We start from the raw sequence: 13,182 nt of genomic DNA on the forward strand, positions 1-13,182 counted from the left end.
CCTTTCCTTTCATGCTCAACAGATTTTGTAACCGAAATGTAATCTTCTGTATCTCCTTTGTTACTGTATTATAGCACATTTTTTATTGACTTTACAGCGGATAAATGTTAAAATTTAAATACAAAGCGGAATGACCCTCAATATCCGTAATACGGCGTGATTCAGGGAATCACAGCGTGTGTCGGAGGCAGGATCGTCCGCTAAAAAAACATATTTAAGGAGGAATATCTATGTCATCTGCTAAGAAGCTCAGATCAGCTGTCGCTCTTCTTCTGACACTGGTCCTGACACTTACAATGTTCACCTTCCCCGCAAGCGTATCCGCTCTGGGACTGAGCAAGACAAGCATAACGCTTACCAAGGGCTATGCGACCACCCTTACAGTTACTGGTGCAAACGGCGCATCTGTTTCATGGTCGTCCTCCGATAAGACTGTTGCAAGCGTATCAAGCGCAGGCAAGGTAATCGGAAAGAGCGTAGGCACCGCAACCATTTACGCAAATGTAAGCGGCACAAAGCTTTCATGCCGCGTAAAGGTAGTAGGCGGAAAGCTTGCTTTAAGCTCCAAGAACGTTACCCTGGACGAAGGCGAGTCCAAGTACATCACAGTAAGAGCCAAGGGCTCCCACGGTCTTAAGGTGGTTGCAGGCGATAAGAGCATCGTCGGTACAAGCTGGGTAAAGCCTTGGAAGAAAGATGATATCCGTCTCAAGCTTACAGGCAAGGCTTCCGGTTCCACAACCGTAAAGATCTATCTTACAAAGTATCCCGAGGTTTACACCACCATCAACGTTACAGTAGGCGACGGCAATGCTGTTCTTCTCACAAGCCAGTCTTCCGTTTCCACCAAGATCGATACCACAGCTTCTCTCGTTATCTACAGCGACAAGGACAATTCCGTTAACTACACTCTGTCCGACAACACCGTTGCAAGCGTGACCGAGGGCAAGTGGAAGGATCACTACTGCACACTTACCATCAAGGGCCTCAAGTCAGGCACAACCACCCTTACACTTACCCGCAAGGATAAGACTTCCGTAAAGAAGACTGTTTACATCACAGTTTCAGGCTCAGGCTACTACACCATTTCCACCACACAGCCTGCAAAGCTTACTTCCACCGATACTATCTACAAGTGGACAGACCCCAACACCAGGGTAACAAAGTATATGCTCCTTCCCTACGGCTATGACGCAGCTAAGGTAAATACACTTGTTGCTCAGGACAGCGGAGTTTACTCCTACTATGTAGTATATGACGCATCTCCCAAGCAGAAGGCATACGGCGATACTGTCAAGTCTTTCAACACAACAGTTAACAGCGCTACTGCTGTAAGATACGTTCTCGTTCCCAAGAACTACGACGTTCCCTCTTACAACACCGCTGTTGCAAACTACACCAAGAAGTTTGAGTACTGGACCATCTACAACACCAGCCCCGAGAACTACAAGCTCCTTTACACCGATATCGTAAAGAGCTGGACAAGAAATCTCAACGGCGTTCAGACTACCAGATACGTACTTCTCCCCATGAACTACAGCGAAGTAAGACTTAACGAGCTTATCGCTTCCGACTCCGGTTCTTCCGCTGACGGTTACTACACTGTAAGCACAACTCAGCCTGCATTCAAGGTTTCCACTGACCAGGTCATCACATTCCAGGCAATGGTAAACAACAACTACGTAACACTCTTTATCCTCGTTCCCCAGAATTACGATGAAGCAAGAGTAAACGACGCTATCGCAACCTACACAGGCAAGTTTGAGTACTGGAAGGTTTACACCATCGCTCCCACAAAGCAGCTCGCATATGATGTTATCCAGACATGGACAAAGGTAGTTGATTCTCAGACCACCACAAGATATATGCTCCTGCCCACAGGCTATGATGAGGCTCTCTTCCAGCAGTACAAGAGCCAGGATCTTTCCACCTCTTCTTCCGCTTACTACACCGTTTCCACTGCATACCCCACACTTCTCGCTTCCACCGACCAGGTATGGATGTGGTACAACAAGAAGCAGAACGTTACCAAGTATATGCTTCTCCCCGCAAACTTCGATGTTCTCAAGAGAAATGAGATCATCTACAAGGATACAGGCGTATTTGATTACTACACCATTTACTCCACCGTACCCACCAAGCAGCTCGATACCGATCAGGTCCTCGTTGCAAGCTACAACGGCGGAACAGTTTATATGCTGGTTCCCCAGAACTACGATCAGGACAAGGTAAACAAGGGTCTTGCAGGTCTTTACGTTTCATAATGTATCGTTCATTATGAACTGACCAGATAATAACAGGCGCACAGTCTGAGGGCTTAGTCTCACGGACTGTGCGCTTTTTTTGCTGCTGGGCTGTTTTTCGCCCACAAAATGTGGTATAATAATTACTATATGAAAGGAGGTAAGAGCTACGGACAGGACTTATATCGCAATAGACCTAAAATCATTCTATGCCAGCGTGGAATGTATCGAGCGCAGTCTCAACGCTCTTACCACAAACCTTGTTGTTGCCGATGAGAGCCGCACCGAAAAGACTATCTGCCTGGCAGTATCGCCCACTATGAAAGCCTACGGTCTCCCCGGGCGTGCAAGGCTTTTTGAGGTAATACAGAAGATAAACGAGGTCAACCGCAAAAGGCAGAACAGCGCTCCCCGGCATAAATTCACAGGCAGCTCATACGACAGCACCGAGCTTGCGGCGCACCCTGAGCTGTCGGTGGATTACATCATCGCTCCGCCCAGAATGGCGCATTATATGAAGTACAGCACAAGGATATACAAGATATATCTGAAATACATCGCCCCCGAGGACATACACGTTTACTCCATTGACGAGGTTTTCATGGACGTGACCGATTATCTGGCTACCTACCATATGACCCCCAGAGAGCTTGCCATGAAGATGATACGTGATGTCCTTGACGAAACGGGTATCACTGCCACCGCTGGCATAGGCACAAACCTGTATCTTTGCAAGATAGCCATGGATATTGTGGCAAAGCATATCCCTGCCGACGAAAACGGCGTCAGAATTGCGGAGCTTGATGAGGAAAGCTACCGCCGTATGCTGTGGGATCACCGCCCTCTGACGGATTTCTGGCGGGTGGGGCCGGGGTATGCCAAAAAGCTTGAAGCAAACTACATCATGACCATGGGGGATATTGCCCGCTGTTCTATTAAAAATGAGGACTTCCTCTACAGGCTTTTCGGGGTGAATGCGGAGCTGCTCATCGACCACGCATGGGGATATGAACCCTGCACCATTGACGAGATAAAAGCATATCGCCCTGCTGTCAACAGCATTTGTTCGGGGCAGGTGCTCCAGTGCGCCACGGATTTCAGGACCACACGCATCATCATCAGGGAAATGGCGGATATGCTTGCCCTTGACCTGCTGGAAAAGGGGCTTGTTACAGATCAGCTGGTGCTGACCGTGGGCTATGACAAGGAAAATCTCTCCGACCCCGAGCGCCTAAAGCATTACAAGGGCGAAGTGACCGTTGACCGATACGGCAGAAAAACGCCCAAGCATGCTCACGGCACTATAAATCTGAACAGGCACACATCTTCCGCAAAGCTTCTGATAAGTGCCGCAACGGAGCTTTTTGAGCGGATATCCGATGAAGCTCTGCTGTCAAGGCGGCTGAACATCACCGCAAATCACGTTATCCATGAGGGCGATGTGTCTGAGGAAAATGAGCTTGTTCAGCTGGACTTTTTCTCCGATTTTTCTGCCGATGAGGCAAAGCGTGAAGCAGAGGAAAAATCTCTTGAACGTGAAAAAAGCAGGCAGAAAGCCATACTTTCCATAAAAAACAGATACGGCAAGAACGCCATTGTCAAGGGCATGAACCTGCAGGAGGGCGCTACCGCCATGGAGCGCAACAGGCAGATAGGCGGACATAAGGCATAAAATTTTCCTCTCCGAATATACTTATATGATTATACTCGGAGAAAGGAAGATATTATGGGACTGACCTTTTCAAGCACAGGCAAAAGCCTTGCTTCAGATAATGATAACAGCTGCGGCGGGCTGAATATTGCTCTGGCAGGGAACCCAAATGTGGGCAAATCAACGGTTTTCAACGCCCTCACGGGAATGAACCAGCACACGGGAAACTGGACGGGCAAGACCGTTTCCACAGCCCGTGGAAAGTGCCTGCGTGGGGGAGTTGACATGACCCTCACCGACCTGCCCGGCACATATTCCCTTATGGCTCACTCGGCGGAGGAGCAGGTGGCAAGGGATTATATCTGCTTCGGCGGCACTGACGGCGTTATCGTGGTCTGCGATGCGTCATGCCTTGAACGTAACCTTAATCTTGTGCTTCAGGTCATTGAGATAACGCCCCGTGTTATCGTGTGCGTGAACCTGCTGGACGAAGCGGCTAAAAAGAAGATAACCGTTGATACGAAAAAGCTTGAAGAGCTGCTGGGCGTGCCTGTTTGCGGCGTTATTGCACGAAATGACAGCGGACTTGATGAAATGCTCATGCGTACGGAGGATATGCTGTCAGCTGAGGAAAAAAGCCCACTTGTTTATTACGGCGAGGCGGCTGAAAGGGCGATAGGAATTATGGGCGGTGCCCTTGCGGAGCTGCTTGGCGGAAAAATATCCCTGAGATTTGCGGCTCTGCGTATCCTTGAGCGGTGCGACGACCTTATAACTGCCATTGACAGTATGTGCTGCGGCGAGCTGAAAAGATCTCTCAGCGACAGCGATACCGACATCGGAAAGGCTTATGCGGAAGCGGTCAGGATACTGGAGGATGACGGAATAGATACCGCCGCTCTCCGTGATATGTCCGTCACAAGGATAGTCCTTACCGCCGAGCAGATCGCAGAGCAGGCGGTCACAAGAGAAATCCCCGATTACTACGAGCGTGACAGGCGGATAGACGCAGTGCTTACCCACAGGATATGGGGTCTGCCCGCAATGCTGCTTATGCTCATGGTCATATTCTACATAACCATTGCGGGTGCAAATTATCCCTCGCAATGGCTGTCGGAGTCTTTCGGCTCGCTGGGAGAGGTGCTCCGAAATGGGCTGATATCATTATCAGCGCCCAAATGGCTTGAAAGCGTGCTTATTGACGGCATATACTGCGTGCTTACATGGGTAACTTCCGTAATGCTGCCGCCGATGGCGATATTTTTCCCCATGTTCACTCTGCTGGAGGACGTGGGCTATCTGCCCCGTGCGGCGTTCAATCTTGATAAGTATTTCAGCCGTTCCAAGGCGTGCGGAAAGCAGGCACTTACAATGGCAATGGGGCTTGGCTGCAACGCTGCAGGCATCACAGGGTGCAGGATAATTGACTCGCCAAGAGAACGGCTCATAGCAGTGCTCACCAACAACTTTATGCCCTGCAACGGCAGATTTCCTGCACTTATCACTCTGATAGCGGTGTTTTTTGCCGCAGGCGCATCTGGGGCAGTCAGCGCCGCAATGCTTACGGGATTGATAGTCCTGGGCGCAGCGCTCACATTTTTGTGGTCACGTATCCTGTCGGGAACGGTGCTTAAAGGAATGCCTGCTTCCTTTGCGCTGGAGCTTCCGCCATACCGCCGCCCGCAGATAGGAAAGGTGCTGGTGCGCTCGCTGCTTGACCGCACAGTCTTTGTGCTGGGCAGAGCCGTCACAGTCGCCGCTCCTGCGGGTCTGGTCATATGGCTTATGGCAAACGTCCACGCAGGTGACAGCACTCTACTTGCCATATGCGCCGATTTCCTTGACCCTGTGGGACGCTTCTTCGGAATGGACGGAGCAATAATACTGGCATTTATCCTCGGCTTCCCCGCAAACGAGATAGTCATACCGATCATGCTCATGATATACATGGGTCAGAGCACGCTTACCGAGGCAGGGGATACGGCAATGCTGGCGGATATTCTGGGCCGGAACGGCTGGACATGGGTAACGGCGCTGTGCGTAATGGTGTTCATGCTCTGCCATTTTCCATGCTCCACATCATGCCTTACCATAAAAAAAGAAACAGGCTCATGGAAATGGACTGCTGCGGCAATGGTCATACCCACAGTGACGGGACTTCTGCTCTGCGGCATTATTTCATGGACTGCAAGAATATTCGGGGTCATATAATAACAGCGGCTTGCAATCATAAACTGCAAGCCGCTGCTTTTGCGGCGTGTCGCCGCTTCCACCTTGTTGGAATATTTTGCATAAAACATTTCATTTGCGGCTCGGTAACGTTGGTTTGAAAAAGCCGTCAAATTGGAATTTATCTCGTTAAAACAAATCGTGTTACTTTAACATTTCCATCTATTTCACCAGATACTATTTCAAACCCGCATTTTTCTGTATAAAATTTTACATTTTCTTTTTTGTCTGTGGGCGTGATCAACGTAATTTTGTCCCAATCCTCGAAGTACGATGTTACAAATTTAATTGCCTGTGTTCCAATTCCTTTACCTTGATACTCCGGAACAACACACAAACAGCCAACTTCATATATTCCTGTTTCAACCTGTTTATACGAAACGCAGCCAACCGGCTTGTTATTAAACAGAATAATGAACTTAGGATAATTTATGATGGATCTCTCCATCATTTCTTTTGTTTTTCCATACGCAGGACATTCACCATATTTAATATAATCACTATAAAACGCAGAATTATAAATATCTATCAATAATTCTGCATCTGATATGTCCGCTTTCCTATATTCGATATTCATAGATAACAACTCCGCAAACAACGATTTGTCGAGCAGCTGCCCCGACCTATTTTATACATTATACCATACCCGCAGCAATATTACAAGGATTTATGAAGCAGTAAAAAAATCACAGCACCCCGTTATGAGTGCTGTGAGAGTGATTTGCGGCGACACGCCGCAAAATTCGGATTTGATGTTGTCTCAAACTAAAGTTACCGAGCTGCAAATGAGAGGTTTGTTTCTGAAAATCCTAACGAGGTGGCAGCGGTGACACACTGCAAAATTGAGCAGTAAAAATAAACGATATAATTATCAATATATGCAGGATAATGTGATATAGATCGGGAACATATCTTCCCTCTATGCTTATAAGAGAGATGCAATCTTTAAAGTACGTTATTTTGCTGTCAACGTTTCCCATAAACCCTTTACCGAACAGTGTGTACCATTCGTGACTGAGAAACTGGGTAACAAACCACATTCCGAGCCATATAAGATGAAGTATTTTTCCGATTTTCTTTGTGAAAAGCACCAGCAAAAAAGTAACAACAGGAATCAACATAAATATCCATTCATCTTTGAATGCACCTTTAACCAAATACTTATCTCCTATTTTCACCCCGACCATTGCAAGAAAATACCAAATCAATAACAGGATATTACTGCTCAAAAATCTTTTCTTCATAATATTATTCCTCCAAAAATTGTGATTTACCTCTGAATGTCCTAACGAGGTGGCTGCGGCGACACGCCGCCGTTTCATTATCCGATATATCCGAGATATTTCATCAGGAATATCCAGAATGTAAGCGTCACCGATGATAACAGCGTGGTAGCGGCAATAACACTTGACGTAAGTACGCCGTCGTTCTTCATGTTCTTCGCCATGATGTAGCAGGAGGGGGTGGTGGGAGAACCCAGCATTACAACCAGCGCCAGCATCGCTTCTCCGCTGAATCCTGCCTTTACTGCGGCAAATATGAACACCGCAGGGATTACGATAAGCTTTATCAGGCAGCAGACTATTGTGGGCTTTATCTTTGCAATAGCCTTTTTGCCCTCAAAGGAAGCACCTATAACGATAAGCGAAAGGGGCGTTGCCATTACCGAAAGGTTGCTGAGCGTTTTGGAGAACATAACGGGCATATAGTCGTATATCCTTATCAGCGAGCCTATGCAGCCTGCGATTATTCCAAGTATTATCGGGTTTGTGATAATGCCTATCGCTGCCTTTTTCAGCTTGGATCTCTTGTCGGTGTCAAGCTGAGCGTCCTCCGCTTCGAATGTGAGGACTGTAACGGCGTAGATGTTGTACAGCGGCACGCAGCCTATGATTATCATTGGCATAAGTCCCGTGCTGTTGTAGATGTTTTTCATAAATGCAAAGCCCATTACCGCAACGGAGCTTCTGTAAGCCGCCTGAACGAATGCACCGATAATGCTCTTGTCCTTGATGAAAAGCCTTGCGCCTATCCATATTGCGGCGAACATCACCGTTGTGATGACTGCGCTGAAAAGTACCAGCTTGCCGTCAAAGGAATCGGCAATATTTGTTTGTGAAAGGTCAGAAAATATCATTACGGGCAGGCAGATCTTAAAAATGAACTTGTTTGCGGCGGATATGAACCCCTCGTTGAACATTCCCATTCTGTTGAGCACATAGCCTATGACTATGACCAGAAATACGGGAACTGTTGCGTTAAGGCTGTATATCAAGCTTTCCGTAAATATCACCTCAATCCATAGTAAAACCGTTGTACAGACGGTTGTAGATGCCGCCCTGTGCCATAAGCTCATCGTGAGTGCCCTGCTCGGCGATGCCGTTTTCGGTTAGCACGAATATCACGTCCGCATTTTTTACGGTGGTGAGCCTGTGGGCTACGGTTATGGTCGTTCTGCCCTTTGCCAGGCGTTCCAGCGACTTCTGCACGATAAACTCACTTTCGTTATCCAGTGCGGAGGTGGCTTCGTCAAGGATAAGCACGGGAGGATTTTTCAGAAATACCCGTGCAATGGAGATCCTCTGCTTCTGACCGCCCGAAAGCTTAACTCCACGCTCGCCCACATATGTGTCGTATCCGTCGGGGAGCGAGCTGATGAACTCGTCGGCGCCTGCAAGCTTTGCGGCTTCTATGATATCGTCCCTTGAAGCGTTCTCAGCGCCGTAGGCAATGTTTTCCGCCACTGTTCCGCTGAACAGGTAAACGTCCTGCTGGACAACGCCTATGTTCTTTCGCAGGGATTTTATTGTAACATCTCTTACATCATGACCGTCAACCGTTACCTTTCCCTCGGTAACGTCATAAAAGCGGGGGATAAGGTTGCAGAGCGTTGTTTTTCCGCCGCCCGACTGACCTACCAGAGCCGCATGGGAGCCTGCCTTTATTTTCAGGTCAAGCCCTGAAATAACGGCGGTGTCGCTGTCGGAATAATGAAATCCCACATTCTCGAATGCAATATCGCCCTTTACGTTTGCAAGCTCCAGGGCATTTTTCTTGTCGGTAATGTCAGGCTCAACGTCCATGACCTCGAAAAATCTGTCAATGCCCGTCATACCTCTCTGGAACTGTTCAGTGAACTCCACTATCCTGCGGATAGAGGCAAGAAGTGTGGAAGCGTACAGCAGATATGCCGTAAGGTCGGCGGGGGATATCTCACGCTTCATCATAAAATAGCTGCCCAGTGCCACGACGATGATGTACATTATTCCGTCAAAGGCACGGGTGGAGCAGTTGAAAGCGCCCATATATTTGTAGCTCTGCTTTTTGATGTCAAGGAACTTGCTGTTGTCCTTTTCAAACTTTTCGACCTCGGTGTCCTCACGTCCGAAGGACTTTACCACACGTATTCCCAGCAGACAGTCCTCGGTGCGTGCGTTTATCTCGCCCAGCTGCGCCCTCTGCGAGCGGAACACCTTTCTCATGCTGCCGTTGAACTTGATTGAAATGACTATCATCACTGGCATTGCCGCAAACATTATCAGCGTCAGGGGAACGTTCATGGTGCAGAGTATGGCAAAGGAGGAAACTATCTTCAAGCCTGCAATGAAAAATTCCTCGGGGCAGTGGTGGGAAAATTCCGTTACGTCAAACAGGTCGGAGGATATCCTTGCCATTATCTGACCTATCTTGGTGTTGCTGTAGTAGGCAAAGGAAAGCTTCTGGAGATGTGCGAACAGGTCGGAGCGCATATCCGTCTCGATCTTTGCGCCTGTGATGTGACCAACGCTGCTCATGAAATAATAGGCGGCGCAGTCGGCGGCACGCAGTACCACATACAGCAGGGTTATTTTAATGATAATTGTAAGCGTAAGCCCCTCAATGTCGTTTATGCCCATATTGGTAAGGTAGCGGACCATAAGCGGCAGGACTATCTCGCAGATGCTTGTTATGCCTGCGCAGAAAAGGTCAAGCACGATAAGCGGCAGATATTTTTTATAATATGGCAGGAAACGCCGCAGGTTCCCTTTTTTGGCGGTTTGTGGCATATGATACTCCTTTTAAAAATCAATCTAAAAAATCAATCGACCGCCCCATAGGGAACGGCCGATGAATAGCTTTGGTAAAATGACTGAATTACAGAAAAAGTGCAGTAACTGTCAGGTCGTGGGTAACGTTGCTGAAATCGGTGTCCCAGCCGATAAAGGTCTGACCCCTGCTGTTGATGGTGGGGGAGACGGGGGCAACTGCGCTGCTTCCTGCGGAAACGGTTACGGGGTATGAAACTCCGTCAACCACGAATGTTACGGTGTAGGTGGTGGCGCTTGTGTCGGTAGTGCTTCCGTCGGGAACGAGAATTGCGGTGATGGTGCAGTTCTCGGTGATATTATCGGGTGAGCGGTCCCAGCCCATGAATACGTAGCCCGGGATATTTACCGCAGGGAGAACAGCGGAGCCGCCGTATGCTACCTGCTGAGTGGTCGCATTGCCGTTTACCACAACGGTAACGGTGAACATTCTTGAATCGGAAGTTGTGGTTTCGGTGGTATCAAAGGTAACAGAGGTAGATGCGGTGGTAACGGAAGCATCGTCCTCGAATATTGCGGAAATGGTGGTCTCCTCAGTGATATTGGTGAAGGAGCCGTCCCAGCCGACAAATTTCTTGCCCTCGACTACAGGGTCGGCAGGCTGAGTTGCATTGCCGCCGTAAGGAACTTCCTGCATTGTTATCTCATCATCGATGATGACATAAACGGTTATCATCTTGCCGCTGGCGGTGGAAGTGGTCTGTACGGTGGTCTGGGGAGCCTGAGTTGTGGCTGCGGTTGTAGTAGTGTAGGCAGTAGTTGTCTGAGCGGGTGTGGTGGTTGTAACGGTCGTTTCCTCGGAGGGGATAGTGGTCTCTTCGGTCTCGGAGATCTCGGGAACGGTGGTTACTGTTGTTTCCTCGGTAACGCTTTCCTCGGGAACCTCAGGCTCATCAGCGGGAGCCTCTGTGGGAGCAGCGTCATAAGCAGCCTTTATTTCGGCAGCTGTGAACGAAAGCATTCCGTCGTGGAATGCGGATATGGTCAGCAGCTCCTTTAAAGTGTCTGCATTGTAGGCAGAAAGGTCAGTTTTGATATTAAGATACTCAAAAGAGGGAACATCGCCGCTGCTTACTACCTTTGCGCTGAGACCCTCGCCCAGTACCTCGGGGGACTGGAGCTTAATGCCGTCTCTGTCAACAGCATTGCCCAGTGCGTCATAAAGCTGGATCTCGGAAGCTCCGCCGAAGGAAGCCGCCAGAGTGGTTGTTGTGCCATCGCCCAGCTCATATGCTATCCTCATAGCAGCGTCCTTGGTGGTAACGGAAGCGCTGGCTGTGCGGATAATGATATTCTTCTTGGACTTGTTGAGAGCGCTTACCATTACCGAACCTCTGTTAAGGTAAAGCTCGTCATCGGACTTGCCAGTGTATTTGCCTGTGGCAAGCACCTGAGTTGCAGGTTCAAGAACTATGTAGTTCTGGTCGTAATTGTCACGGGTGCGGTAGATAAGTGTGCATGAGCCGCCTGCGTTTACCGTAAGAGCATCGCCTGTTGCAAGGAATGTTTCGGCGGCAGCCTGAGTTGTGCCCTCGGCGTTGCTGATAACAACATCGCCCGAAACAGAGGATATGTACAGTCCGTAGCCGCTGCTGCCCGATGTAAGCACGATCACCGTGGCTATCACAGCGACAAGAGCAAGGGCTCCTGCGATTATTGCGGTTTTAAAGCTTTTCATATATCAGTGTCCTTTCAGTCAGCGGCTGTCACGTTCAGCCGAATTTATGATCTCCCACCATGGTATTGTGGGTGTGGTTGTCTGCGTGGTTTCTACAGTCGGTGCTGTGGTTTCGGAGACTGTCTCAGCAGAAGTTTGGGTTTCATAATAGGTTTCCGAAGCTGTGGTCTGTGATGATGTAGTTTCCGAAAATGTTGTTTCTGAAAACGTTGTTTCAAAAGTCGTTGCTTCGGAAATATCTGTTCCCGAAACCGTTGTTTCGGATATTTCCGTAACTGGCTCCGATACTGTTTCGGCAGTTTCCTCGCTTGGGGAAGTTTCGGTTTCGGATACAGTCGTTTCGGATACGGTAGTTTCCGCAATGCTTTCGGAAACAGCTTCCGATATCTCCGTTGCCGCTATATTTTCATCAAGCGCCAGATATGCACCGCCAAGGCTGTTGAGAGAGAACATCATGCTGCGCTGTGAAGCGATACGCATAAGGCTTTTCAGAGCGCTTTCGGGAAGAGCGGAAACCTCCGCCTCTTCCAGCGTGAGCGTTATTTCTCCGCTTGACGATGTTAGCCGTGCAAGACTGCCTGCCGCAAGCTTTTGAGCTGTGCCGCCGCCTGAGATATCAGCCTCGCCGTCAGCACAAATGATCTCTGCTGCATTATCGGTACGGCTTACCCTGAAAACAGAGCCGCTTGCCGTAACGATAACATTCAGCGCAGATACCTTTATATCGGCAGCTTTGTCAAGCCTAACCGCCGCAGCGCCCGTCAGCAGTTCAGCCCCGAAAGACTTGTCTTCCTTGCTGCGGGTAACAGTCACAGCCGAATCAGCCTCAGGATATATGTACCTGTCCCTGCCCAGCGTTATCCGTGCGGAGCCGCCTGACAGAACCTTTACGCAGTCACCGCTTTCCAGCCGCATACCTTGCTTGGCACTTATCTGCCCGCCGCTTCGCTCCACGATGACATTGCCATAGACCTCGTCAATGGCTATCCTGTTCCTGCCCGAGACAATTATCCATGCGGCGATAATGCCGATGATAATCACAGCCATCAGCACGGCGTAAAGGATAACAGTCGCCGAATGCTTCAATCGTGACCGAGCATTTATATTCATTTGTTTATATTCACACTCCGATGCTAAGAGAATTGTGAGCATTATTCCATATATTATATCATACTCTGCGTGATTTGTCAAACGGCGGCAGAAATTTCATTTTGATGATTTGTGCTGTTTTAAATCCTCTCACAAATTATTGCAATTTGCAGAAATATGTGTTATAATAATAAACAGTAAATTTTT

Annotated in this window: 9 protein-coding genes; 3 read left to right on the forward strand and 6 right to left on the reverse strand. The window is 48.7% G+C overall.

Annotated elements, in window-relative coordinates; all coding sequences use genetic code 11:
* Nucleotides 1-230 precede the first annotated feature (230 nt).
* The 3 genes from OCV68_RS00740 to feoB all read left to right on the forward strand — a co-directional run bounded on the left by OCV68_RS00740 (nt 231) and on the right by feoB (nt 6,105).
* Nucleotides 231-2,264, forward strand: a complete 2,034-nt coding sequence (locus OCV68_RS00740) for an Ig-like domain-containing protein (RefSeq protein WP_262570130.1) — start codon at nt 231-233, stop codon at nt 2,262-2,264.
* A 163-nt stretch (nt 2,265-2,427) separates the two neighbouring features.
* Complete coding sequence (locus OCV68_RS00745; protein WP_262570373.1) at nt 2,428-3,915, forward strand: Y-family DNA polymerase; 1,488 nt, start codon at nt 2,428-2,430, stop codon at nt 3,913-3,915.
* Nucleotides 3,916-3,969: 54 nt separating this feature from the next.
* Nucleotides 3,970-6,105 carry a ferrous iron transport protein B gene (feoB, locus tag OCV68_RS00750; RefSeq protein ID WP_262570131.1) on the forward strand — a complete coding sequence of 712 codons (2,136 nt, stop codon included), beginning with the start codon at nt 3,970-3,972 and terminating at the stop codon, nt 6,103-6,105.
* A gap of 139 nt (nt 6,106-6,244) precedes the next feature.
* Here the strand turns inward: feoB and OCV68_RS00755 are convergent, their stop codons facing one another.
* From OCV68_RS00755 to OCV68_RS00780, 6 genes are all read right to left on the reverse strand, one after another.
* On the reverse strand, nt 6,245-6,700 hold the full coding sequence (locus tag OCV68_RS00755) for a GNAT family N-acetyltransferase (protein WP_022475007.1): 456 nt from the start codon (nt 6,698-6,700) through the stop codon (nt 6,245-6,247).
* 232 nt (nt 6,701-6,932) lie between these two features.
* Entirely contained in the window at nt 6,933-7,367 is a 435-nt protein-coding gene (locus OCV68_RS00760) for a hypothetical protein (RefSeq protein ID WP_022475008.1), read from the reverse strand.
* A 77-nt stretch (nt 7,368-7,444) separates the two neighbouring features.
* Nucleotides 7,445-8,479 (reverse strand): AEC family transporter, encoded by a 1,035-nt coding sequence (locus OCV68_RS00765; RefSeq protein ID WP_262570133.1) that lies wholly within the window; start codon nt 8,477-8,479, stop codon nt 7,445-7,447.
* Nucleotides 8,418-10,169 carry an ABC transporter ATP-binding protein gene (locus OCV68_RS00770; protein ID WP_262570134.1) on the reverse strand — a complete coding sequence of 584 codons (1,752 nt, stop codon included), beginning with the start codon at nt 10,167-10,169 and terminating at the stop codon, nt 8,418-8,420. The genes OCV68_RS00765 and OCV68_RS00770 overlap by 62 nt, the downstream gene beginning before the upstream one ends.
* Nucleotides 10,170-10,257: 88 nt before the next feature.
* On the reverse strand, nt 10,258-11,886 hold the full coding sequence (locus tag OCV68_RS00775; protein ID WP_262570136.1) for an InlB B-repeat-containing protein: 1,629 nt from the start codon (nt 11,884-11,886) through the stop codon (nt 10,258-10,260).
* Nucleotides 11,887-11,904: 18 nt separating this feature from the next.
* Nucleotides 11,905-12,996, reverse strand: coding sequence for a FecR domain-containing protein (locus OCV68_RS00780; RefSeq protein WP_262570137.1), 1,092 nt, complete (start codon nt 12,994-12,996; stop codon nt 11,905-11,907).
* Between the last annotated feature and the right edge of the window lie 186 nt (nt 12,997-13,182).

The organism is Huintestinicola butyrica, from assembly GCF_025567215.1.
In the GTDB taxonomy this organism is placed as follows: domain Bacteria; phylum Bacillota; class Clostridia; order Oscillospirales; family Ruminococcaceae; genus Huintestinicola; species Huintestinicola butyrica.

What these genes read in the sequence shown, in the direction of transcription:
- OCV68_RS00740 (WP_262570130.1), top strand. Translation starts at nt 231, where the DNA reads ATGTCATCTGCTAAGAAGCTCAGATCAGCTGTCGCTCTTCTTCTGACA.
- feoB (WP_262570131.1), top strand. Translation starts at nt 3,970, where the DNA reads ATGGGACTGACCTTTTCAAGCACAGGCAAAAGCCTTGCTTCAGATAAT.
- OCV68_RS00755 (WP_022475007.1), bottom strand. Translation starts at nt 6,700, where the DNA reads ATGAATATCGAATATAGGAAAGCGGACATATCAGATGCAGAATTATTG.
- OCV68_RS00760 (WP_022475008.1), bottom strand. Translation starts at nt 7,367, where the DNA reads ATGAAGAAAAGATTTTTGAGCAGTAATATCCTGTTATTGATTTGGTAT.
- OCV68_RS00765 (WP_262570133.1), bottom strand. Translation starts at nt 8,479, where the DNA reads ATGAGCTTATGGCACAGGGCGGCATCTACAACCGTCTGTACAACGGTT.
- OCV68_RS00770 (WP_262570134.1), bottom strand. Translation starts at nt 10,169, where the DNA reads ATGCCACAAACCGCCAAAAAAGGGAACCTGCGGCGTTTCCTGCCATAT.
- OCV68_RS00775 (WP_262570136.1), bottom strand. Translation starts at nt 11,886, where the DNA reads ATGAAAAGCTTTAAAACCGCAATAATCGCAGGAGCCCTTGCTCTTGTC.
- OCV68_RS00780 (WP_262570137.1), bottom strand. Translation starts at nt 12,996, where the DNA reads ATGAATATAAATGCTCGGTCACGATTGAAGCATTCGGCGACTGTTATC.